Source organism: Leifsonia xyli subsp. xyli str. CTCB07, assembly GCF_000007665.1.
Lineage (GTDB): Bacteria > Actinomycetota > Actinomycetes > Actinomycetales > Microbacteriaceae > Leifsonia > Leifsonia xyli_C.
In genome coordinates this window covers 662,760-685,686 of record NC_006087.1, presented here as the reverse complement: position 1 = coordinate 685,686, position 22,927 = coordinate 662,760, and the positions used below count along the sequence as shown (strand labels likewise).

Annotated in this window: 22 protein-coding genes, 1 tRNA gene and 4 pseudogenes; 14 read left to right on the top strand and 13 right to left on the bottom strand. The window is 65.2% G+C overall.

The genetic code is table 11. The features are described 5' to 3' along the window. Positions 1-60 precede the first annotated feature (60 nt). The 5 genes and pseudogenes from LXX_RS16130 to LXX_RS13410 form a co-directional block, all read right to left on the bottom strand. A pseudogene (locus tag LXX_RS16130) lies at positions 61-384 on the bottom strand (aminodeoxychorismate/anthranilate synthase component II); the annotation flags it as partial. Then, complete coding sequence (locus LXX_RS16565; RefSeq protein WP_370558470.1) at positions 330-587, bottom strand: hypothetical protein; 258 nt, start codon at positions 585-587, stop codon at positions 330-332. The pseudogene LXX_RS16130 and the gene LXX_RS16565, both read right to left, overlap by 55 nt. Positions 588-649: 62 nt before the next feature. Then, positions 650-1,459, bottom strand: a pseudogene (locus tag LXX_RS16560) (anthranilate synthase component I family protein). Positions 1,460-1,579: 120 nt separating this feature from the next. Continuing rightward, positions 1,580-2,128 (bottom strand): hypothetical protein, encoded by a 549-nt coding sequence (locus LXX_RS12560; RefSeq protein ID WP_050737831.1) that lies wholly within the window; start codon positions 2,126-2,128, stop codon positions 1,580-1,582. Positions 2,129-2,407: 279 nt separating this feature from the next. Next, a pseudogene (locus LXX_RS13410) lies at positions 2,408-3,418 on the bottom strand (IS481-like element ISLxx4 family transposase). A gap of 268 nt (positions 3,419-3,686) precedes the next feature. On the opposite strand from LXX_RS13410, the gene LXX_RS03325 reads away from it, so the two are divergent. From LXX_RS03325 to LXX_RS16555, 4 genes are read left to right on the top strand one after another with little or no spacing between them, the layout of a single operon-like run. Further along, the gene (locus LXX_RS03325) at positions 3,687-4,310 is read left to right on the top strand and encodes a flavodoxin family protein (RefSeq protein WP_011185617.1); all 624 of its coding nucleotides are present in this window, start codon (positions 3,687-3,689) and stop codon (positions 4,308-4,310) included. Further along, positions 4,307-5,530 carry an MFS transporter gene (locus tag LXX_RS03320; protein ID WP_011185616.1) on the top strand — a complete coding sequence of 408 codons (1,224 nt, stop codon included), beginning with the start codon at positions 4,307-4,309 and terminating at the stop codon, positions 5,528-5,530. Before LXX_RS03325 ends, LXX_RS03320 begins: the two co-directional genes overlap by 4 nt. Before the next feature lie 54 nt (positions 5,531-5,584). Beyond that, positions 5,585-6,313: a hypothetical protein gene (locus LXX_RS03315; RefSeq protein ID WP_192807313.1), complete on the top strand. Its 729-nt coding sequence runs from the start codon at positions 5,585-5,587 to the stop codon at positions 6,311-6,313. 39 nt (positions 6,314-6,352) lie between these two features. After that, the gene (locus LXX_RS16555; protein WP_041767216.1) at positions 6,353-6,694 is read left to right on the top strand and encodes a glycosyltransferase; all 342 of its coding nucleotides are present in this window, start codon (positions 6,353-6,355) and stop codon (positions 6,692-6,694) included. A 195-nt stretch (positions 6,695-6,889) separates the two neighbouring features. On the opposite strand, the gene LXX_RS03305 is transcribed toward LXX_RS16555, so the two are convergent. Both LXX_RS03305 and argS read right to left on the bottom strand, forming a co-directional pair. Further along, entirely contained in the window at positions 6,890-7,588 is a 699-nt protein-coding gene (locus LXX_RS03305) for an LmeA family phospholipid-binding protein (protein WP_011185614.1), read from the bottom strand. Between the two features lie 92 nt (positions 7,589-7,680). Next, entirely contained in the window at positions 7,681-9,369 is a 1,689-nt protein-coding gene (argS, locus tag LXX_RS03300; RefSeq protein ID WP_011185613.1) for an arginine--tRNA ligase, read from the bottom strand. A gap of 87 nt (positions 9,370-9,456) precedes the next feature. On the opposite strand from argS, the gene LXX_RS03295 reads away from it, so the two are divergent. Further along, on the top strand, positions 9,457-10,056 hold the full coding sequence (locus tag LXX_RS03295) for a hypothetical protein (protein ID WP_041767213.1): 600 nt from the start codon (positions 9,457-9,459) through the stop codon (positions 10,054-10,056). 62 nt (positions 10,057-10,118) lie between these two features. Continuing rightward, positions 10,119-10,191 (top strand) — tRNA-Arg (locus LXX_RS03290). 1,095 nt (positions 10,192-11,286) lie between these two features. On the opposite strand, the gene metG is transcribed toward LXX_RS03290, so the two are convergent. Next, positions 11,287-12,996, bottom strand: a complete 1,710-nt coding sequence (gene metG / locus LXX_RS03285; protein ID WP_256030696.1) for a methionine--tRNA ligase — start codon at positions 12,994-12,996, stop codon at positions 11,287-11,289. Between the two features lie 187 nt (positions 12,997-13,183). Here metG and LXX_RS13405 point away from each other — a divergent pair, with 187 nt between their 5' ends. Then, a complete protein-coding gene (locus LXX_RS13405; RefSeq protein ID WP_081423070.1) occupies positions 13,184-13,474 on the top strand; it encodes a histidine phosphatase family protein in 291 nt (96 codons plus the stop codon). Positions 13,475-13,848: 374 nt separating this feature from the next. Beyond that, positions 13,849-14,060, top strand: a pseudogene (locus LXX_RS14140) (class I tRNA ligase family protein); the annotation flags it as partial. A 435-nt stretch (positions 14,061-14,495) separates the two neighbouring features. Here the strand turns inward: LXX_RS14140 and LXX_RS03280 are convergent. The 5 genes from LXX_RS03280 to LXX_RS15345 form a co-directional block, all read right to left on the bottom strand. After that, positions 14,496-15,641, bottom strand: a complete 1,146-nt coding sequence (locus LXX_RS03280) for an ROK family transcriptional regulator (RefSeq protein WP_041767211.1) — start codon at positions 15,639-15,641, stop codon at positions 14,496-14,498. 68 nt (positions 15,642-15,709) lie between these two features. Beyond that, complete coding sequence (locus tag LXX_RS03275; RefSeq protein WP_011185610.1) at positions 15,710-16,573, bottom strand: carbohydrate ABC transporter permease; 864 nt, start codon at positions 16,571-16,573, stop codon at positions 15,710-15,712. Then, on the bottom strand, positions 16,570-17,487 hold the full coding sequence (locus LXX_RS03270; RefSeq protein ID WP_011185609.1) for a carbohydrate ABC transporter permease: 918 nt from the start codon (positions 17,485-17,487) through the stop codon (positions 16,570-16,572). The genes LXX_RS03275 and LXX_RS03270 overlap by 4 nt, the downstream gene beginning before the upstream one ends. 14 nt (positions 17,488-17,501) lie before the next feature. Continuing rightward, positions 17,502-18,248 carry a hypothetical protein gene (locus LXX_RS15350; protein WP_218060897.1) on the bottom strand — a complete coding sequence of 249 codons (747 nt, stop codon included), beginning with the start codon at positions 18,246-18,248 and terminating at the stop codon, positions 17,502-17,504. Then, positions 18,245-18,901 (bottom strand): ABC transporter substrate-binding protein, encoded by a 657-nt coding sequence (locus tag LXX_RS15345; protein WP_218060896.1) that lies wholly within the window; start codon positions 18,899-18,901, stop codon positions 18,245-18,247. Before LXX_RS15345 ends, LXX_RS15350 begins: the two co-directional genes overlap by 4 nt. A gap of 128 nt (positions 18,902-19,029) precedes the next feature. On the opposite strand from LXX_RS15345, the gene LXX_RS03260 reads away from it, so the two are divergent. Genes LXX_RS03260 through LXX_RS03245 form a run of 6 tightly spaced genes read left to right on the top strand, consistent with a single transcriptional unit; the run spans position 19,030 to position 22,574 of the window. Continuing rightward, positions 19,030-19,347, top strand: a complete 318-nt coding sequence (locus tag LXX_RS03260; RefSeq protein WP_011185608.1) for an oxidoreductase — start codon at positions 19,030-19,032, stop codon at positions 19,345-19,347. Next, the gene (locus tag LXX_RS03255; protein WP_011185607.1) at positions 19,344-20,144 is read left to right on the top strand and encodes a sugar phosphate isomerase/epimerase family protein; all 801 of its coding nucleotides are present in this window, start codon (positions 19,344-19,346) and stop codon (positions 20,142-20,144) included. Before LXX_RS03260 ends, LXX_RS03255 begins: the two co-directional genes overlap by 4 nt. Further along, positions 20,141-20,404: an MGH1-like glycoside hydrolase domain-containing protein gene (locus tag LXX_RS15340; RefSeq protein WP_218060895.1), complete on the top strand. Its 264-nt coding sequence runs from the start codon at positions 20,141-20,143 to the stop codon at positions 20,402-20,404. The genes LXX_RS03255 and LXX_RS15340 overlap by 4 nt, the downstream gene beginning before the upstream one ends. A 30-nt stretch (positions 20,405-20,434) precedes the next feature. Continuing rightward, positions 20,435-20,959 carry an MGH1-like glycoside hydrolase domain-containing protein gene (locus LXX_RS15335; RefSeq protein ID WP_218060894.1) on the top strand — a complete coding sequence of 175 codons (525 nt, stop codon included), beginning with the start codon at positions 20,435-20,437 and terminating at the stop codon, positions 20,957-20,959. A gap of 48 nt (positions 20,960-21,007) precedes the next feature. Next, a complete protein-coding gene (locus LXX_RS15330) occupies positions 21,008-21,409 on the top strand; it encodes an MGH1-like glycoside hydrolase domain-containing protein (RefSeq protein WP_218060893.1) in 402 nt (133 codons plus the stop codon). 22 nt (positions 21,410-21,431) lie between these two features. Continuing rightward, complete coding sequence (locus LXX_RS03245; RefSeq protein ID WP_011185606.1) at positions 21,432-22,574, top strand: glycerate kinase; 1,143 nt, start codon at positions 21,432-21,434, stop codon at positions 22,572-22,574. Positions 22,575-22,927 lie beyond the last annotated feature (353 nt).

Here is a 22,927-nt window from a genome sequence, read left to right as displayed (position 1 = left end):
TCTCGTCGAAGCTCGCGCGCACCGGCGAAGACAACCCGGACATCACCGCCTGAACCGTCATCAGTCGCGCGCAGGTTCGCCTACCCTTTCAACAAAGGAGCGGAACAAGGTGATGCCCTCATCCGTCAGGATGGACTCGGGATGGAACTGAACGCCTTCGATAGGCAAGGCCCCGTGCCGAACTCCCATTATTGCGTTATCACTTCCTGCGCGCGCCGAGACCATGAGATCCGCCGGCAACGTTGACTCGTCGACAATAAGTGAGTGATATCGCGTCGCGCGGAAGGACGGGGCCTGTCGGGCAAAGACTCCAAGGCCGTCATGTTCGATCACGCTGGTTTTGCCGTGCATGGGACGTTCTGCGCGAGAGACCGTCGCACCGAAGGCGACCTATGCGATGCTCTGATGACCGAGGCACACACCGAGAATGGGTTTTTTCCGGCGACAGCCTTGACGATTTCAACGTGACCCGAGTCTTCAGGAGTGCCAGGCCCGGGGCCCAATAAGACAAAGTCGTGGTAACCCGCGACGATATCCTCCGGTGTCAGCTGTCCGCTCCGAACGACTTCGGTGTGGACGCCAGCCATTTCGAGGTATTGATAGATAATGTGAGAAAAGCTGTCGAAAGCGTCGACCAGAAGTGCTTTCATCACAGATCCCTTCCTGTTGTTGCCCTAGCCGGTGCGCCCATCTTCGCCAGCGTCTCGTTCCACTCTGACTCGGGGATCGAATCGATCACAATGCCCGCAGAGGCCCGGAGCGTATAGCCATCAGATCCGGCCACCACTGTCCGGATGCTCAACGCAAGGTTCGCAAAGCCGCCAAATCCAATCAGTCCGAAAACGCCAGCGTAAAACCCACGGCGGCTCTCCTCGAGTTGCTCGATGACTTCCATCGCTTTGATCTTTGGCGCGCCCGTCATCGTGCCCGCGGGAAATGTCGCACAGATGACGTCTGTACACATCCCGTCGCGGATCGAGCTTTGCCGAGACAGTGCTCACCAGATGATATACGTGCGAGTACTCCTCGACCGTCATGAGCTGGTCTACGTCGACCGACCTGTCATAGCGACTCGACCGAGGTCGTTACGACAAAGATCAACCAGCATGACGTGTTCGGCTGCTTCCTTCTCGTCGCTGATCAGCCAATCGCGATTCCGCTCGTTCTCTTCGGCATCCGAGCCGCGCCGCGCCGTTCCTGCGATGAGGCGCATGAGAAGCGTGTCACCGGAGATTCGCACGTGGAGTTCTGGGCTGCTGCTCAAAATCGCGTGGTGTCCGAGCGGAAGGAACGCCATGTACGGCGATGGATTGTCGCGCCGCATACGAGAGTAGACGCCCACATCGTCTCGTGCGCCCTTCACAAGCGCTTCGTGCCCTATCTGGACCTGATAGATGTCGCCGGCTCGAATATGCTCAAGCGCTGCTTCGGCCTTGACTCGGTAAGCCCCCTGCGTCATCGAGTCTTCGGCTTTATCCCGCTGCCGCCCGTTGGGCTCGACCTGCTCCGCCGCCGGCGCGGCAAGGACTCTCAGGATGTCATTTGGTGAATCCCAAAGGTCACTGGTCGCCGTGACGAGTCAGGCGGCGCGAGTAGCCAGATCGTACTCGATCGTCGACGAATAGAGTCGAAGAACGATATCCGGAGTATCGTCAGTCGCGGGATTCGCGAAAGTGAGATTTTCGGTCTCGGCGGCAATCTCGTATGCAAGCACCGCGGAGAACCCCACGTCGAAGGACATGGCGCTCGAATCTGGCGCGTCAAAGCTTAACTGACAGGCTCGAGCCACATCCCACACTGATGCAGTGTCCGCCATGCGGTGGCCGTCCGACTCGACCTGGATCAGTTGCGCGTGAAGAAGCCGCTGGAGCAGTCGTGCTCGTACCCCTGACACTCCAGCGATGTCGATCCGTCGAGCGGCGATCCTGATCTCGACGACAAGCCCGAACTGGATCAGAGCCGACGTGTTGTCAATCCCTGGGCCCCCCAAAGACTCGAGCAGCGCTACCTCGTCATCGCCGTACACCGACCGCAGGGCAAGGAAGGCGGCGAACGGATCATCGACATCGATGGATTCGCTGAGGAGCCCGATGTTGATGCGGCTAGGGGTCTTTACGGTGTCACTCATTGCTTATGCTCTCTCTCCTCAATCGCCGTGTCGCCAATCGCCCGGTGTATGGGTTGGAGTTTCAGGCGTAGCTCCAGAAGTTCAGACTCAACATCCTACTCACCAACAATCCCACAACCAGCGGGGCTTGGCTGCGTCGACAGAGCATCGCCACGACGATCTCAAAGTTCGATGACCAGGTCGCCCACCGTCGCCATCGACCCGACCGATCGAATTCGGTCCACGACAACGGACCCGTTACCGAGGCCGCAACATCGTCGAGCGCTGCTTCAATGACGCTCAAGCAGCAACACACCCTAACTGTGATGTGAGGTTGTTGTCGATTCTGCTAATGGGTGGGGCTCTGATGGCGGAGTGGTGCTGGTGATGATTGTAGAAGTGGGGCCAGCCGGGGAGTGCTTCTCGTCGTTCGGCCTCTGAACCATAGAACTGGGCGTAGGCCCAGCCGTCGGCGAGTGTGCGGTGGAAGCGTTTGATCTTCCCGTTGGTCTGTGGTCGGTATGGTCGGGTCTTCTTCGCCCTGATCCCGAGCTCTGTGCAGGCGTCTCGCCAGGCGTAGGACTTGTAGGCGGAGCCGTTGTCCGAGAGGACGAGTTCGACGCTGACATCCCGGTCGGCGAACCAGGCGACAGCACGCCGCAGGACACCGATCGCGGTGTCCGCCTTCTCGTCGGAGCAGATCTCGGCGTAGGCGACGCGGGAGTGGTCGTCGATGATCGTGTAGACGAACACGGTGCCCAACCGTGGCTCGTAGCGGTGGTTCCTGCTCTTCGTGCGGGTGGCGGTCGCTTCCCGGTTGCGTTCGCCCTGGACGCGGCCGACGAATCGTCAGCCGCCGCCGTTGGGGATGTTGCCGAACTTCGTCACGTCGACATGGATCAGCGATCCAGGGTGGTCGTGCTCGTAGCGACGGATCGGCTCGCCCGTGACCCGATCAATGGTGCAGAGCCGGTTGATGCGGCAGCACACCAGGACGGCGTGGACGGTCGAGGCGGGAAGGCCAAGCTCGCCGGCGATCTGCACCGGCCCCAGGCGTCGTCGCCACCTCGCCCGCACGATCCGCTTGAGCACGGGCAACGGCGTCCGCGTTGGCATCGATCGTGGGCGGCTAGACCGGTCGGTCATCCCTCCCGTGCCTTCGGCGCGGAACCTCGCCGCCCATTTCCGCGCGGTAACGGGCGAGACCATAAACATCTTCGCTGCGACGGAGACCAGCCAATGGTCCTCGACGATGAGCCTGGCAAGGCGCAGACGAGCGCGCGGTGTGAGAGCAGCGTTAACGTGGGACACGAAGGCCTCCTGGATCGTGAAGCGGTTGAACTGAACAGCTCCACTTCACAACCGGAGGCCCTCGCCCCTCAACTCCTCACGACCGTATCGCCGAAACAACCCCCCTGGACATCACACCTAGCACCCCACGAACACCGTGTTAAATTTTCCATACCTCATGGCTATCGTCCAGAATATCCATAACTGCGATCAACTTGCCCAGCACTCGCCTCCTCGATTGTGTCGAAAAATCAACCGTTGCTAGGACCCTTTCATCTGAGGATTTCGAATGAGAATTCTTGCCATCAATGACTCGGAGCGCGTTGATGGATGGACGTCGAAGGTGACGGCGTTCGCCCTCGATCGAGCTAGCAGCCGAGGCTGCGAAACGCAGCAGATTGGTCTCGCTGACTACCGTGTCTCGCAGTGCAACTGCGGTCAGCGCAACTCACGAGCTACACCATGTCCTGTTGACGATGACGTGCCTCTCATCGTTGAGGCCATGGAACGGTCCGACGCGGTGATGCTCGCTGCGCCTGTCCACGGCTTTGGACTTGCAGCACGGATGCAGCTTTTCATCGAGCGGGCGGGAGTTGGGGTCATGAGATTCCACCGGCCTCTCACCAACAAGCTCGGTGCAGCAATCGTCATCGGCCGGCGTTATTCCCTGAAAGGAACGCACGCTCAGCTCGTCAACAATCTCCTCCTTAACCGGCTGATCGTCGTCGGGAGCGGATTCCCCGCCCTCGTCCACACGGTGGGCGTTGGCGGCGCGTTGGACGACGAAGAGGGTCTCGACTCCGTGCGCCGCACCTTTGACCGCATTGTCGATGTGGGACAGCTATTCGAATCGGTCGGACTTGAGATCTCTGCACCACACGACGTCGAGATTCGCTTGGGAAGAACCGGATGAACACCACCGCACCCGAGCCGGATGCCGGCGCCTCGCTTGCGAGCACGGATTTTCGAGTGCTGCTCGCCAGCCGAATCTTTTCAGCTATGGCATCCGGACTAACCTGGGTCTTGCTCAGTCTGTGGGTGTTCGCTCAAACCGAATCCCCATTCCTGACTGGTCTCATGAGCGCCACCAACGTAGTTCCGTACATCGTTTTCGGGATTCTGGCCGGCGCAACGGTAGACCGCGGCACGCCAAGTGCGGTGATCGCCGCGATGGAGTTCGTTAACTGCGCAGCGCTTGCGGTAGTTCCGATCCTCACCTTGACCGGGACGACAGCGATCTGGCCATTGTTCCTCGTGGCCGCTGTATCATCCACGGCCTACGTTTGGTTCGATGTTTCGAGCAGCGCTATCGTCCCAAGGATCGTCCCGGGACGCGATCTCGCTCTCGCAAATAGCCGTCTCTGGCTGATCTCTACGCTCGTCTCCGTCGCCGCGGCGCCCCTTGCTTTTACCATGCTGAACACGTTTGGCCTCGGGACCTCGTTCGGTATTCTCGCCGCTCTGTATGCGATTTCGGGATTCGTCCTGACGAGACTTAAAGCACTCAACCCGGTGGCTCCATCCGTGGGGAGTCGCCTTCAGCAGCTTGTCGAGGGCCTTCGGTTCTCCGTTGTGGAGCCAACGATCCGTTTCTTCATGACGACCAGTATCGGAATGGGGATCAGCGGAGGCGCCGTCTACGGCATGCTGATCGTATTCAGCTCCGATGCTCTTGGGCTGGCATCCACCGACCTTCACATCTCACTTATTGTCGGGGCATCCGGGCTAGGCGCACTGATCGGTGCTTTAGCGACCCCACGGCTAGAGCGATGGAGCACGCTTCGTATGGTCCGGGTGCTTCTTCTGGCGAACGTCGCATTGATGTTTCTCTTCACGCGCTCGCCAAACTGGCTGATCGCCGGGGTTGCGGTGTTGGCATGGAATGCCACACAGACCTCGCTTATGGTGCTCAGCATTGCCGCGCGCCAGCGCGTGACACCTCTTCATCTGCAGGGACGCGTCAATTCCGCTGGCAGGACCGTTGCTTGGGGATCTGTGCTGGTCGGCACCTTCGTGTGCGGTTCCTTGGCGTCTGGGCTGGGAGTTCGCACCGCGCTCTTGGTCCTCGTTGTGCCGGTCACAGCGAGCTTCGTCATCGCTCTCATTTTACGGTTTCCACGATTGGCGGCATAAATGCGCGTACTTGCTTTTTCATTCACTCGCAGCAGTTTGGGACATGTCCGTCGCATGGCTGCTGCTGCGGAAGCATTGATTGCCCGTGGACACGAGGTAGCTATTGCCTCGCACGAGGCCGGACGCGAGGAGGTCACACGCGCCGGTGCGAGGTGGCTTGGGATCAGAGAAATCGCGCCCGATCTACGATGGCATGAGATCTCCGAGCCGGATGCGTTCAGGGATTTCGTACGCACCCGCCAGGCAAGTAGGTCTTATGTCGAGTCCAGCCTGGAAGATGAATTCGGGACAATTGAGGCGGTGCGACCCGACCTGGTTCTCGCGGACATGCGAAATACCGCCGGTGTTGCGGCAGCGCTCCATGGCATACCTTCCATCACCGTTCACAACCTCCGCCTATTTGCCCATCCGCTCCATGTGATCTTGCCTGAATTGCTGAGGACACTCGACGATATCGGTATCGACAGCAATGCAAGAAACAAGATCCTCGGCGACGTCTTGGCGATACCGAGCCTTGGAGCCCTCGACCCATGGAACGAACTTGCCCCCGAGATCTCGGGAATGGTTATGGACCTTGTGCTCGAGGCACGTCACATCGGGCCATTGTTCTCGGCTGCGGATCGCCGCGACCTCCTCGACCTGCCGCCAACACGCGATCGAAAGATTGTCGTGACGCTCGGAGGAAGCGGAGCCGGCGGCGACGATGTACGTCACTTCCTCGATTCAACCGCACGTCTCGATATCGAGACCAAAGTCATTATCGGCCCGGATGCTGCACAGTGAGTTGCTGAGGGTGTCACCCGGTGGAAGCACGCGAGATTCTTGAACTTCACGCAAGGGGTGATAGCCGAGATCCGCGGAGCGAGCCTCGTCGTTACTCATGGCGGGCACGGCTCACTCCTCGAGACACTTGCTGCCGGACCAGCAGCGTTGTTCTACCCGCGTTCGCCAGAGCAAATCGGAAACGCGCAACGTGCCGTCGAGCTGGGGCTCGGCGCACGTGTCGATGCCTCGATGCCTGGGGACGAAGTGGCAAGGACGGTGGAAAGGCTCATGGCAGAACAGGAGCCCCGCACCAGCTTGAGAGAACTTCTGAGGAGCACCGACGGAGCCACAGCCTTGGCGGAGCTGGGGGAACAGTTCGTTGCCACACAGCCGAGCTGAGGCCCGTCTCACTATTGATCATGCCAACGCAGGCAGATTGGCCACGTCCCACTGGTGCCTTTCCGCCGTTACCTGCCTCGCTTCGCCTTGGAAATTGAGGACGCCGGCACCGCTTCGCCATGTACGGTTTCCTGGCCGACGCGCTCCAGCCGATCAATCGTGTCTTGTCAAGGCATGTTCTCGGGGCAGTGTCCCTTACTGCGAAGGAACTCCTCGCCCATCACGAAGCGCGAGGCGCTCAGCACCACCGTCGCACGGCCCGGCGTCACCGTGATGTCGCGCACCAGAACGCCATCCGGCAGGTACTGCGCCGCGCACACCGGGAAAGGCCCGCTCTCGGTCAGCGACTGGAGCAGCCGTGTGACGTTCACATCGCCCGTCGCCATCGAGATGCTGGTCTTTCTCCGGGTGCAACAGCACTTCCTTGCCCGCCGCCTCCGGCTTCGCGCTCACCGTGTAGCCGACGGGGAGGCCGAGGAGATCGAGGCGGCCGTCGTAGCCGACAGCGCCCTGCTGCAGGGTCAGGTCTCCGGTGACTCCCGGAACGGTGACCAGCTTGTTCAGCGAGTCCTGCGAGACGCTCAGCGTGCCGGTGGCGGAGGCGATCGGCACGCCGAGATCGGTGGGGACGCCGGTCGCGTGGACGCGGAAGCTCAGCGGAGCGCCTGCGACCGTCGCACGCGGGGCGAGGAGGTCGACGCTCTCGAACTGGCCGGCGAGAAGCTGCTGGAGCACGGAGAGTCCGCCGATGCGGACATCCACATCGGCTTTCACGGTCTCGGGCAGGCTTTTCTCGATCTCGGCGGCGACCCGCTGCTCCAGGACCGAGCGCGCGATGGCATCGGTCGCGACAAGCAGAATCGCCAGGGCCGCGAGCGGGACGAGCGTCCACACGAAGAGGCGTGGCCAGCGGAGCCTCGCCCGGGACGGAGCCTCCCCCGCTGCCCCCCGGCAGCAGCTGTTCCGTCGGCTGATCGGTCATCGGATCACATCCGCTCCGGAGCGGACACCCCCACCAGCCTCAGGCCGTTGCGGAGAACCTGGCCGGTCGCGTCGTTCAGCCACAGGCGGGTGCGGTGCGCGTCCGTCACCGGCTCCTCGCCGAGCGGGATCACGCGGGTCGAGCCGTCGCGGACCGCGTACCAGGCGTGGTACAGCCCGGCCAGCTCCTCGATGGAGCGGGCGACGCGGTGCGGCTCGCTCAGCTCGGCCGCCTGGGCGACCACCCGCGGGAACTCCTGCAACCCGCCGAGCAGTGCGCTCTCGGTCTCGTGCGTGAGCAGCTCCGGCTTGAACGCGCTGCGGTCCACACCGGCGCGCTCCGCGTTGGCGGCCACCGAGCGAGTGCGGGCGTGCGCGTACTGCACGTAGTAGACGGGGTTCTCGTTGCTGCGCTTGGCGAGCAGGTCGAGGTCGACGTCGAGCTGCGAATCGGTGGACGAACGGACGAGCGCATAGCGGGCGGCGTCCACCCCGACTGCGTCCACCAGGTCGTCCAGCGTGACGATCGTGCCGGCGCGCTTGGACATCTTGACCGGCTCGCCGTCCCGGACGAGGTTCACCATCTGGCCGATGAGGATCTGCAGGTTGACGTTCGGGATGTCGCCGAAAGCCTCCACCATCGCCATCAGCCGGCCGATGTAGCCGTGGTGGTCGGCACCGAGCATGATGATGTTCTGCTCGAAGCCGCGCTCGCGCTTGTCCAGGTAGTAGCCGAGATCACCCGAGATGTAAGCGGGCTCGCCGTTCGAGCGGACGATCACCCGGTCGCGGTCGTCGCCGAAGGCTGTCGTGCGCAGCCACACCGCACCGTCCTCTTCGAAGATGTGGCCGAGCTCGTCCAGGCGGCGGATGGCCCGCTCGACGGCCCCCGAGGCGTGCAGCGAGTCCTCGTGGAAGTAGACATCGAAGTCGACGCCGAAGGAATGCAGGCGGTCTTTGATCTCCTGGAACATCAGCGCTGTGCCCGCCGAGCGGAACACCTCCTGCTGGTCGTCCCGGGAGAGCGCGGCGAGGTCGCCGTCGTAGCCCGCAGCGACCTTTGCGGCGATCTCGCCGATGTAGCCACCCCCGTAGCCGTCCTCCGGCGTCGCCTCGCCCCGATGGGCGGCGAGCAGGCTGCGGGCGAAACGATCGATCTGGGAGCCGTGGTCGTTGAAGTAGTACTCGCGGGTCACATCCGCGCCCTCTGCCTGCAGGATGCGCGCCAGACTGTCGCCGACCGCCGCCCAGCGCGCGCCACCGAGATGGATGGGCCCGGTGGGATTGGCGGAGACGAACTCGAGGTTCACGAGCAGACCGTCGTACAGGTCCCCGGTGCCATAAGCTGCCCCGGCCTCCAGGATCGTGCGGGCGAGCTGGCCGGCCGCAGCAGCCTCCAGCCGGAAGTTGATGAAACCCGGGCCGGCGACCTCGGCGGAGGCCACACCGTCGATTCCGGCAGCGGCCTCCGCGATCTCTGCCGCGAGCTCGCGAGGGTTGGCGCCGGCCTTCTTCGCCAGCCGCATCGCGACATTGGAGGACCAGTCGCCGTGCCCGCGGTTCTTCGGGCGCTCCAGCGGAACGTCCTCGACGGTCAGCTCCAGGCCAGCGATGTCCGCCCCCGTCGCCCGGCGCCGGTCCATCGCCGTCGTGACGATGGCGAACAGAGCGGCGGAAAGGTCAGCGGGAGTCATAGAGACCGATTCTACCGGCCAGCCACACGGCATCCCGCCTTGATAGAGTCGCGGAGACCGCATCGCAGCACGGAAGACGCACGCCGCATGAAAAAGCATCCCGCCCGGATCATCGCCGCCACCATCGCCCTGGCATCGGCAGCCGCCCTCGCGGGCTGCGCTCCGACACCGGCCCCGACGAGCACGCCGGGGAAGACCGCGAACGCCAAGACGGCCCCGGCCGCCCCGGCGACGCCGGCAGCGGCACCGACCGACCCGCCGACGCCACTGGCCATCGCCTGCGACGCACTTGTCACTGCCCAGCAGCTGTACGCCTTCAACCCGAACGTTGGCAGCGCGCCAGACTACTCCCCCAAGACCGGCAGCCTGGAGAAGCGGATCGCCGAGTGGAAGGGCACCGCCTGCGCCTGGCAGAACCAGACCAGCGACCAGCTCATCGAGATCGCCGTGGCCCGCCCGCCCGCCAACCAGCTCGAAGGCCTCAAGAACGCCGCCATCACCGACGCCCAGCCGGTCCCGACCTACGGAGCCCCGCCCATCGAGGGCTATTTCAAAGCCGGAACAAGCGGGCAGGTGCAGATCTTCCGCGGCACCGAGTGGATCGTCGCCGAGTCCGCCGCCTTCTTCGAGCCGGGCGACGCAGCGCAGCTCATGGCGAATGTGCTGGCGAACATTCCCGCCAGCTAGTTCTTCGCGAGGGCGTGACCAGGCGGCATCCGAAAGGATGCTAGCCTGGACGGGAACTCCTGGCCCCCATAGCTCAGGGGATAGAGCGTCTGCCTCCGGAGCAGAAGGCCGTAGGTTCAAATCCTACTGGGGGCACCTCAATGTTCGATGTTCGAACCCGCGGCCGAGTGAAGGGGTCGGTGGTTTGCCGGTTGAGCTTTCGATCACGGCCTGCTGAGTGTTCTTGTCGAAGTAGAGCCCGAAGGGTTTGGCCGCAACGGAGTCGGTTTCGCCAATGAGGACTTTGATGAAGAAAGCCTGATTCATGAGGCGGCGGGTCTGGTCTGCTGGCGCGAGTGTAGATGTCGATCATGTTATGCATTGATTGCAAGACTTCTTAGATTTTGGATGTTCTGGTCTTCCTGCCATCATGAGCGTTGCTTATGCAATGCTCATGGAGTTAGCCGGAAGTCGGCGCGTGTTTTTCGTTCACGGTGGATTGGGCTCGTGACTGATGCTGCCCTTATTGTATTTCTTTTCCTCCGCTTGCGAGTCAGGCATTGACGCCCGTCCCGGCTGCGGTAGCCTCCTCTTTCGTCAGAGCCTGGATGGCGTTAGCCCGGCCTATTACGCGGACGGAATGTCTCAATTTGAGCTAATCAACCGAACCATGACAGGGATTTCTTGGTGATCGGAAGCATCGAACGCCCGCTTGCAATCGGACTAGTTACTTGGATCGACGCGGAGCAAGGCGGCAGGGCGAGTGGGCCGCCGACCGCTGCTGTTTACGCAGCAACCGCTACGTTCGTGGACACAGGCACGAATGCAGTCCCGCAGGATGTTGAGCTTCATAGCATCCTGCTGCAGCGGATCCTGCCAGATATTTAGTTGGGTTCTTGTTCCCGGACCACGTTAGAATTTTGCTTCGCGCTAGCGAAAAGATCTATGTAACGGAGGGGGTGCGGCGGGTTGCAACCGTCGAAATAATCACCCTCTTGAAACGGTGATCGCGGGGTGTCGCACTCCTAGCGATTCGAACAAAATACAACGTCAGACCCCGCCGCTCGGGACCCCGGGCGCTCGGTTCCTGTTGGATCCCGTAGAAAAAGGAAGCGTCCCCGCCAGCCAGAGCAGGAACGCGCATTAAAGCACCCCTCAGGCATAGACAGAAGGCGCACCAGACCGGAAGTTGCCACAGGGAACACCTGCCGCAACGAGCGAAAGCGGCGAGAATCCACGGCGAAGGTATAGCTAGTCTTGCGCTAGTAGGGCATCTTTTTGAGCATCAGTCCTCGCTCTCCTTCTTTGCTGCGACAGGGTGGAGGAGTTCGTCCAACGTCGCGCCGAGCGGGCGGCGGTCGTGCGGGCGACCTCGATCATCTCTTCAGCGGTGAGGCTGAGCCGGGCGTCCGTCCCTCCGCGATGGCGGTCACCGCCTCCCGCTCGATGCGGGGGAAGAGCGGCGGCACGTCGGCGATGGCGACACCCCTCAGGAGGCTGCCGCCGGCCGCGCCCCTCTCCGCCGTCTGACCGTCGTAGGTCGCCGCAGACCGCCTCCGCCCCGAGTCCCGCCCAGATCGCCTGGGCGGTGTCGGGGAGGAACGGACGCAGCAGCACGGCCAGTTCGCGAAGACCCTCGGCCACCGTGTTCAAGACGGTGTCGAGCCGGTGCGCCTGCGCTTCGTCCCGCGCGAGACTCCACGGCGTCTGCTCCGTGATATAGCTGTTCAGGCGTTCGACGATCGTCCAGACCTGGCCGAGGGCCTCGGAGAGGGCGAAGCGGTCGATCGCGGCAGACGCGTTCGCCCGCGCCTGCGTGATCGTGTGCCGAACCTCGTCCTCCGCCGCTGTCGGAGCAGCGGCCTCCGGCACGATGCCAGCGCGGTACTTCGTGATCATTGCGATCGTGCGCGACACGAGGTTGCCGAGTCCGTTCGCCAGATCCGCGTTGTACCGGCGGTGGATGTCGTCCCAGCTGAACGAGCCGTCCTGGCCGAACACAATCGACCGTACGAAGTAGTAGCGGAAGGCGTCGATACCGAAGGCCTTGACGATCTGTTCGGGCCCGATCCCCGTCGCGTTCGACTTCGACATTTTCTCGCCGTTCACGAGCAGCCAGCCGTGCGCGACGATCCGCTTCGGCACCGGAAGGTCCGCCGCCATGAGCATCGCGGGCCAGAGCACCGCGTGCAGCCGGGCGATGTCCTTGCCGATGATGTGAACGTCCGGCCACCTCCGGTCGAACTCCTCAACATCCGAGCCCCATCCGATCCCCGAGATATAGTTCAGCAGAGCGTCGAACCAGACATACACGACGTGGCCCGGCTCCCAGGGGACTTCGACGCCCCAGTCGAAGCTGGACCGGGTGATCGAAATGTCCTTGAGCCCGGAGCCGACGAAGGCGAGGATCTCGTTCCGCACCGCCGCTGGCCGCAGGAACTCCTCATCCGCGAGCATCTCCAGCAGCCGATCCTGGAACGCGCTCATCTTGAAGAAGTAGTTCTTCTCGTTCACCACGTCGACCGACCGCGCATGCACCGGGCACAGAACCTGTCCCGCGAACGCCCCCGTGCCGGCAATGATGTCACTCTCCTGCTTGTACTCCTCGCAGCCGACGCAGTAGAACCCCTCATAGGTTCCCTCGTAGACGAGCCCCTTCTCGCGTAGTAGCGTCAGGAAGGCGATCACCACCACCTTATGCCTGTCCTCGGTCGTGCGGATGAAGTCGTCGGCGGAGATGCGCAGAGCCTCCAGCAGCGGCCGCCACGAGTCGTGGACGAGCCGATCGGTCCACTCGGCGGGGCTGAGCCTCTGAGCGGCGGCGGTACGGAGGATCTTCTGCCCGTGCTCGTCCGTGCCAGCGAGGAGCCAGACATCCTCCCCGGCCTGGCGGTGCCAGCGCACGAGCACGTCGGCGGCGACCTCCGTGTACGCGTGGCCGATGTGCGGGACGTCGTTCACGTAGAAGATCGGTGTTGTAATGTAAAAGCTGGACGCATTCCGAAGAATAACGGAATCCAAACAACAGATGTGAAGATGACGAAGGAGTCGAAATCTATGATTACATATTTTCTCACGCGACACGCGACACGCGACACGCGAACGCCGACTACGAGTCTCTTGAGCGAGTCGATCCGGCGCATGCCGGATTCAAACGAGACTTCGCGCACTCAGCGCACGCCGACGTGCGCAGGCGGACCGGCTGGGGAGCGACTTCGCCGGCCGCGGAATCGATCTCTTCGTCTCCTCTCCGTACACTCGGAGGTTGCAGACGGCCTCGCGGCTCGCGGCTGGCGCGAATGCCCCGTTGCTGGTGGACATCCGGCTGCACGACTGGCTCCCGGTCAAGGACGCTTCCGACACGATCACGACCGAGGATGTGGAGGCGGCCTCCCGGGCTTACGTCGCCTCGGGCGGTCAGCAGGCAGCCGCCTCCTGAGAGTCGGAAGTCGAGATGATCGCGCGAGTATCCGCGGTGCTCGCCGACCACGCCCACTACTCGAACGTCGTCATCCTCTCTCACGAGGCACCGTTGTGCGCTATGGCAGAGCTGACTTCGCTGGGCGAGGCCCTCTCCCACCCACGAATCTGGAACCGCTCCTGCCCAAGACGCCGCTCGCCGTCGAGTTGAGACAGGGTTCTTCGCGCAGTGTGCTCCGCATCGGCTACAATCCGGCTTGCTACACGAGAGAACTCGTCCGCGAGCTCGCAGAAACGCTCGTCCGACATCTCGCCTGATCCACGAACGCGACCAAACAGGTGGCACGGGGAGAGCGAGGCGGACAGAACACGGCCCGCCCGTAGGATGATTTCATGTCCGATGGCTCCCCCTTCTACATCACGACGCCGATCTTCTACGTGAACGACATCCCGCACATCGGGCACGCCTACACCGAGGTCGCCGCCGATGCGCTGGCCCGCTGGCACCGTCAGACGGGGAGGACACCTGGCTGCTAAGTGGCACCGACGGTCACGGGCAGAAGATCCTGCGCACTGCGACGACGAACGGCACCACGCCGAAAGAGGGGCTGACCGCCTGGTGTGGGAACGAGGATGGGGAGCAGTTCCCCACGAAAACCCATACGTTGAGCAGGCCCGGATAGCGTCCAGTAAGATAGTAGTTGTGGGTTATCGCCCGCGTGGTCCTTTCGGGTGTGGCCACCTCGTGTTTCGCTCGGCGATGGCTATCGCTGGCTTCTGTGCCGCCCGCTGGGTTGCGGAGGCGGCACCGGCGCAAAGCCCAGGCGGCCCTGCCTGCGACGATAAGCACTGCAGCAAGCAGTCCGGTGCCGCCTAACCACCAGGTGGAGAGGTCCTGGAACTTCGCGAACGATCCCCGCTTGCCGTCAGCGTGTTCGCTTCGGTTGATGCGGACGCGGTGAGCCGGTCGAGTTGGCTGGCGAGCGTGGTTAGGAGTGCGTCGATGGGCTCCGCCCTGTGGCGAAGCGCTCTCACGGGCGTCACGCGAGCTGATGGTTGATGGCGTCGGCGGAGTAGAGCGAGTCGGTGACGATGCGGGCCATTCCGATCAGTCCGGCGTCGGCGCCGAGTTCGCCGAGGCGGATGTCGAGGTTGCGGGTGGCGCGCGGGAGGGAGTGCGGGTAGAGGGTTTCGCGGAGGCCGCCGAGGAGCGCGGCAGAGGCGAGGTCGCCGGAGACGATGAGTGTGCCCGGGTTGATCATCGAGATGACGGTGGCCATGACTTCGCCGATACGCATTCCGGCCCGGTGGGTGAGGCGGAGGGCGTCGATGTTGCCGTCGCGGAGGAGCCGGCCGATGTCATGTCCGGAGGCGGCGGGGACGCCGGAGCCGGTCAGCTGCATCGCGACCGCGCGACCGCTGGCGACGGCGGCGAGGCAGCCGCGGGAGCCGCACTGGCAGATGGCGTCCTCGTCGGCGAGCCTGATGTGGCCGATGTCGCCGGCGCCGCCGTCGATGCCGTGGTACACCGAGCCATTGATGACCAAACCGGCGCCGATGCCGGTGGAGACCTTGACGAGGCAGACCGCCGGGTCGTCCGGGAAGTTGGTGGACTGCTCCCCGAACGCCATTGCGTCGGCGTCGTTCTCGACGAAGGTGGGCACGGGGAGGGACTGGGCGAGGTGCTCGGCGATCGGGAAGCCGTCCCAGCCGGGCATGATCGGCGGCTGGGACGGACGGCGGGTGCGCGGGTCCACCGGGCCGGGGACCGAGACGCCGGAACCGACGACGTCTCGGCCGTGGGCGGCCCGGTCGATCAGCCCACGCATCGAGGCAGTCAGGGCGTCGAGCAGGGTCGTCGGGCCGTCAGTGATGGCCACCTCGACGGTGTCGGTCGCCAGCACGCGTCCGCTGAGGTCGGTGAGGGCGGTGCGGGAGCGCTCGGTGTCGACGGCGGCCACCGCCAGCACCGAGCGCTCGACGTGGAAGGCGAGCCGGTCGGGGCGGCGGCCACCGGTAGCCTCGCCCGCGCCGGCGTGCTCCACGATGAGTCCCGCGTCCATGAGCGCATCGATACGCTGGGCGACGGTCATCCGCGACAGGCCGGTGAGCTGCTGCACTTCGCCGCGGGTACTCGCCTCCGAACGGCGAATGAGCTGAAGCACGTCTCCCGGTCCCGAACTCATCCGCCGCCTCTCCTCCGGAGGCGCCCAGCGGCCTCGGTCCATCGTACGAGGCCCCCGCTCGATCCGGCTCACCCCTTGTCCGCTCCGCTGGTGAGGCCCTCGGTGAGCGAGCGCTCGGCGAGGCCGTAGAGCACGATGATCGGGATGGTGAGCAGCACCGAGCCGGCCATGAGCACGGTCTTGGAGACCTCGATGCCGTTGGAGAGCTGCGAGAGGCCGAGCGAGACAGTCCACAGATCGCGATCGGCCGCGAGGAACAGAAGCGCGAACAGGAACTCGTTCCACGCGATCATGAACACGTACAGGCCGGTGGAGACGATCGAGGGCATGGCCAGCGGGACGGTTATCTGCCACAGTATCCGCCCTCGGCCGTCGCCGTCGACCATCGCCTCCTCCTCCACGCTCGCCGGGATGGAGCGCAGATAGGAGCGCAGCATGTGGATGGACATCGGGATGGTCTGGGCGATGTACACGATGACCAGGCCGAACAGCGACTCGCGGATGCCGAGGGCGGAGAACCCGACGAACAGCGGAATGGCGATGATGACGGGGAACAGGTAGACGGCCAGGAAAAGGGCGCTGATCTGCCGGCGTCCGAAGAAGTTCAGCCGCGACACCGCGTAGGAGCCCGGGATGGACACCAGCAGCATGACGGCGACGGTGGCGAGGGCGACGAGGGCGGAGTTGAGCATGAAGCCGCCGAAGCCCTGACCGCCGTCGTCCTGCGACGTCATGACGTCGGCGTAGGTCCGCAGGGTCAGATTCTGCAACGGGACCCAGAGCCGGTCCGGGTGCAGGAGCACCTGCTCGATCGGCACCAGACTCAGCTCGGCCATGTAGTAGAACGGGAACACGGTCGCCACGACGAGCACGGCGATCACGACCCAGCGCAGCGTGCCAAAGGTGCGTCTCTGGACGAGGATGCGGCTCATTCGTCCTCTCCCTTCCCGGCGAAGAACTTCACATAGACGAACAGGAACACGCCGAGGATGGCGGAGAGCACGAACGCGTTCGCGGCCGCGCCGCCGATGTCGAAGCTGCCGACGAGCTGGTCGTAGACGCGGACGGCGGAGACCTCGGTTCCCGCGCCGCCACCGGTGAGCAGATAGACGTCGTCGAACTTGTTGAACGTCATGATCAGCCGCAGCACGGACAGCAGCGAGATCACCGGCAGCAACTGCGGCAGGACGATGTGCCGGAAGTTCTGCCACGGCGTCACCCCGTCCACCAAGGCCGCTTCCTCCACATCGCCGGGGAGGTCGACCATGCGTGCGGTGATGAAGAGGAACGCGAACGGGAAGTAGCGCCAGATCTCGAAGACGATCACGGTGATCAGCGCGTAGGGCGCCTTGCCGAGGAAGTCGATCGGGTGCTCCCAGCCGAACCATGCTTTGCCGATCGTGTTGACGATGCCGAACTGCGCGTTCAGCATGATCTGCCAGACGAAGGTCACGGCGACCACCGGTGCGACATAGGGCAGCAGCATCAGCGACCTCGCCAGGCCGCGCCCGCGGAAGGGCGAGCGGAACGCCAGCGCCGCGACCAGGCCAACCGCGATCGAGCCGACCGTGGAGAGCACCGAGTAGACGATCGTCGTCCACAGCGAACTCCAGAACCCCGGGTCGGCGAAGACCGCGGCGAAGTTCTCCAGCGTGAGCGGGTTGAACAGGCCGTTCTCGGCGATCGTGCTGAAGTCGGTCTCCTGGAACGCGAGCACGAGGTTCCAGATCACCGGGACGATCACGATGGCCAGGATGATCAGCGTGGTCGGCAGGACCATCGTCAGGCCGGCGCGGTTGTCGCGGCTGGCCAGAGCGGACCGCCGGTGCGGGCGCAGGTGGTGCAAGGTGCGTCATCGTGTCACTTCTTGAGCTTGGCCTGGAGTTGCTCGAACGCGGAGGTCGCCGTCTGGGCAGCGTCGGCAGGCGAGATCCCGGAGCCGAGGCTGGCGACAGCCTTGGAGATCGGCAGCTGAGTGGTCACCGGCCCGAGCAGCGCGCCCTGGTCCTGGGGGATGGCCCAGCGGTCGATCGTCGCCGGCACGGTCAGCAGGGCGTCGATCGTGGCGGCGTCGTAGATGTCGGAGAGCTTCTTCTTGGTGTCGACGCCCGCTTCGAGGTCCTTCCAGCCGTCGCTGAACGCGGTCGCATTGTCCACGGTGCCCGTCCGCAACGGGACCTTGCCCTCGGGCGCGACGCCGAGCCAGTCGAGGTAGCCGTCGGAGAGCATGTACTCCACGAACTGCTCCGAAGCGGAGGCGTTCGCCTTCTTCGTGATCAGCCAGGATGTCGCCTCTCCGTAGGTGCCGCCGTCCGTGCCATCCGGACCGTGGATGGAGGTCACGATTCCGCTTTTCTTCGCCAGCCAGGTCGGGTCGGAGGCGCATTCCGGGCAGGTCGGCAGCGCGTCGTTGCGCAGGCCGCCGAGTTCGTCCAGCAGGAAGGTCGACCAGTCGACCATCGCGGCCTGACCCGCGAAATAGGTCACGCACGTGGTGTCGACGGTCTGGGTTCCCTGGGGCGAGTACTTCTGCGCCAGCGCCCCGTAGGCGTTCCAGGTCGTCGTGCAGGCCGAGGAGTCGAGCTGGATGTCACCGCTGGTGTTCACGAGCTGGCAGTCGTTGCCGAGCGCGAGGGACTCGAACGTCTGCGAGGTGAAGACGTCGGCCGGTCGGTCGCCAGGGTGATGCCGTACTGACCCCCGGTGGTGAGCGCCCTCGCCGCCTTCTCCAGGTTCTCGTAGGTCGTCGGCGGCTGAAGACCGGCCTTCTCGAATAGGTCCTTGCGGTAGACGAGGATCTGCGCGAACGCGGACTCCGGCACGGTGAGCTGACGGTCGCCGTCGCGCACCAGGTCGAAGGCGGAACCGACGAACGTCTTCTCGCCGAGCATCTTCACGACAGCGGCTGACGCGTCGGTGTTCAGCAGCTTCTGTGTGTCCAGCTGCCGCACGGTGGACAGCGGGATCGCGCCCATGACATCCGGCAGTGTGCCGGAGATCGCAGCGGAGGCCACCAGCTGCGGAACCTGGTTCTCGTCCACCGGGACGAGCTTGACCCTGATGCCGGTCTTCTTCGTGAAGCCCTCGATGATCTTCTTGGTGGTGTTCACACGATCCGGCTGGTTCTCCTCGGACCAGACCGTGATCGTCTTGTTTGCGTCACCGGAGCCGCCGCTGCTGGAACAGCCGGCGAGCATCGCCGCGCCAGCCGCCAGCAGCGCCGCTCCAGCGACGGTCTTCGTCAAACGCGACGTCGTCATCGCGTCTCCTCTCTGAGATGGGGGTGATGAGGAGCGTAACGCATCTTTTGCATATTGTCTAAGCAGAAAAGGTTTAGTCATAATACTAATGTGGCCCAACCGACCACTCCGATCCAAGGACGTACGCAATGAACCGCCTCCTTCGCTTCTCCGCTCCCCGGACGGTCGAGATCGTCGATGCGCCCCGACCCGCGCTGGAACCGGGACAGGTGCGGGTCCGCACGCTCTCTTCGGGCATCTCGGCGGGGACCGAGCTGACCGCCTACCGCGGCACCAATCCCTACCTGACCAGCCAGTGGGACCCGGAGTCGCGCCTGTTCCACGAGACGTCCGGCGACGGAGGCCTCGCCTATCCGCTCGACGGCTGGGGCTACTCCGAGGTCGGCGAGGTGATCGAGGTCGCGGCTGCAGGTCGTCCTGGAATTCTGAGCAGGGGAGTTCGATGACCAATCCGATCACCATCCAAGAGCAGCAGCTGCCCGGGGAGACCCTGGAGCGGAAGTTCGAGACCGCCCTCGCCTGGGGCTTCGACGGCATCGAACTGCGCAGCCGCGGCGACCTCCACTTCGCCGGACGCCTCCCGGAACTGCGCCGCGCCCGGGCGGCCGGCGTCCTCATGCCCACCGCCTGCGTGGAGATGCCGCACTTCATCGGCGCATTCGACCGCGAGCTGCGCGAGGACGCCATCACCCAGCTCACCTCGCAGCTGAGCGTCATGGCCGAGATCGGAGGCGTGGGCGTGATGACCCCCGGCTCCTACGGGATGTTCTCCCGTCGCCTGCCGCCGTTCGAGCCGCCGCGCTCGCCGGAGGAGGACCACGACATCCTGGTGGACGCGCTCGGCCGGCTCGGCCAGCACGCGCAAACCGAAGGGGTGGAGCTGTTCCTGGAGCCGCTGAACCGCTACGAGGACTACCTGGTCAATACGCTGGCGCAGGCCGCGACGCTCCTCGACGAGGTGGCCTCGCCCGCGATGAGGATCGTGGCGGACACTTACCACATGAACATCGAAGAGGGCGACCCGGCCGCCGCGCTGCTCGCGGTCGCACCGCACATCGGGCACCTGCAGGCCAGCGACTCCAACCGGCTGGAGCCCGGCGCTGGACACGTGGACTGGGCGCTCTTCGGCGCGACCGTCGCCGCCCTCGGCTACGAGCGGTCCATCGCGATCGAGAGCCGGCTCTCCGGCCCGGCCGACCGCGTGCTCCCCACTGTGCCGCCCCTGCTGCGACGGTCTCTGTGAACGCCCTGCGCGCGGCGGCCGCCGCCGTCCTCCTCTCGAACTGGCGCCGCGACTACACCGTCCCGGCCAGCGGGCTCTACCCGCACCAGTGGAGCTGGGACTCCGCGTTCATCGCCATCGGCCTGCGCCACCTCTCACCCCGCCGGGCGCAACAGGAGCTGGACACCATCCTCAGCGCCCAGTGGAGCGACGGCCGGCTGCCGCAGATCGTCTTCCACTCCGGGCGGGACGACGGCTACTCCCCCGGCCCGGCCTTCTGAAACAGCCGCAGCGTCCCCGGCTCGCCTCCGGTGCAGACCGCCGGGCTGATCCAGCCACCGAACCACGCCCTCGCCGCTCTCCTCGTCCACCAGTCCGACCCAGCCGAGTCGCAGCGGCGCGGGTTCCTGACGCGCGCCTACCCGCGCCTCGTCCGCTGGCACGACTACCTCCGCGGCCGACGCGGCGGTCACTCCGGGCTCGCCCGAGTCATCCACCCCTGGGAGAGCGGGATGGACAACTCCCCCTACTGGGACGCCCGCCTCGCCGCGATGGCCGAGACCTATCACGACGACATCCCCCGGCCCGACCTGCTCCATGCGGACGCCGGCCACCGGCCCTCCAACGGCGAATACGGCAAATACCTCTACCTGGCGGCGCGCTACTGCGACGACGCCGACACGGGCTACCCATTCCAGTTCGAGGACCCGGCGTTCAATGCGCTCTGGGCACGCTCGGAACTCGCGCTGGCCGAGATCGCACAGCAGCTCGGCCTCGACGCCACCCCGCACCACCGTCAGGCGCAGCGCATCGCCGACGCACTCGACCGGCTCTGATCGCCGGAGCTGGGATGCTACGTCGCCCGCGACACGATCAGCGACGAGTTGCAGCACCTCCGGACGATCGCCGGTGTCGCCCCGCTGCTGGTACGCTCGCTCCCACACGAGCAGGATCTGCTGGACCTGCTGCGCGGCCCGCACTTCGCGCTCGGAACCGTGGCGATGGTCCCCAGCCACGACCTGCTGGCGCCTACCTTCGACCCGGCGCGCTGCTGGCGCGGGCCGTCCTGGTTCAACACCGCCTGGCTCATCGCCGAGGCGCTGTGGGAGCGCGGGCTGACCTCCGACGCCGAACGGCTCTCCCGCTCGATGGACGACAGCGCGCTCGAGCACGGCTTCCCCGAATACCTCGACCCCTACACGATGGCACCGCGCGGCACCTCCCGGTTCAGCTGGACCGCCGCGCTCGCCCTCGACCTCTCGACCCGGCTGGAGGCCAGCCGATGACCCCGATCCGGGTGAACGACCGATGAGCCGACCGCTGCGGATCGTCGTCGCGCCCGACTCCTTCAAGGGCACCGCCGATGCCGCCGCCATCGCCCGAGCGCTCGCCGGCGGCTGGCTCTCGGCCCGGCCTCAGGACGACCTGGCGCTGCGCCCGATGGCAGACGGCGGCGAAGGCACCGTCGCCGCCTTCGCCGCTGCAGTCCCCGGCGCGCGAACGCGCACCGTCATCGTCGACGGTCCCGACGACCGCCCCGTCAAAGCCCACTGGGTACACCTGCCGGCCAGCGCCGGGCGTCCCGGCGGCACGGCCGTGATCGAGGTCGCCGAGACCAGCGGCATCGGACTGCTCGACCCGCTCCGCCCGCACGACGCACACACCCGCGGCCTCGGCCAGGCCATCGCCGCCTCGCTCGACGCCGGAGTCTCTCAGCTCCTCATCGGCCTCGGCGGCAGCGCCTCCAGCGACGGAGGGGCCGGAGCCCTCGCCGCGCTCGGAGCGCAGCTGCTCACCCTCACCGGCACGGACATCCCCGCCGGCAACCGCGGGCTCAGGGAACTCGCGCGCCTCGACCTCGCCGAACTGCGCGCGCTCCCGCCCGGCGGCGTCCGGCTGCTCGGCGATGTGCGCAGTCCCCTTCTCGGTCCGGACGGGGCCGCCGCGGTCTTCGGCCCGCAGAAGGGCGCGACCGCCGCGGAGGCCGGGCAGCTGGAGGCCAACCTGCGCCGGTTGCGGGACAGTGCAGCGCGCAGCCATCCCGCCGCCGTCCCCCTGAGTCGGCTCCCCGGCGCCGGAGCGGCAGGCGGCACCGGATTCGGCCTGCTGCTCTGGGGCGCCTCTCTCGTTTCTGGCTCCGCCGAGATCGCGGAGCGCATCGGACTCGACGCCGCCCTGAAAGACGCCGATCTCGTCATCACGGGCGAAGGCCGCTACGACCGCCAGACCGCCCGCGGCAAGGTCGCCTCCCATGTCACCGCTCTCGCGGCCGCCCAGAACACACCCGTCGCCCTCGTGGCCAGACTGATCGAGGCGCCCACCACGGCCTTCGCCCACCGCATCGAGCTCGCCGGCCTCGCCGGTTCAGCACAAGAGTCCCACACGAGACCGCTGCACTGGTGTCACCAGGCCGGAGCCATCCTCGCGGGCCAGGTCGGCAGACGAGGCTGACGCACCAGCGCCCGTCCAGGGTGCGGCCATCTCTCGATCGCCGGGCAACGGGCTGATGCCCCTTCCGTTGTGCCGTCCGCGCGCCTTGCGCGCGGGGTGACGATGCGCTCCCCCCGGCCGTCTGGCCAACGGCGATGAGCGCGGCGGCGAGCAGCGTGATCGCTCAGACGCGGATGACGGGATCGGGACCGTCCCGGACGGTCCCGATCCCGTCGCATCGCATCGAGAGGTGTCAAGGTCCGTTCCTAACCAAAAGCTGAAATTTTGATGTCACAATTGATCAGTTAATCATTGCAGTATATCGTTGTTTCAAAACTTCTAAACGCTTCCAAACACTTCAGAAGGATGGACTT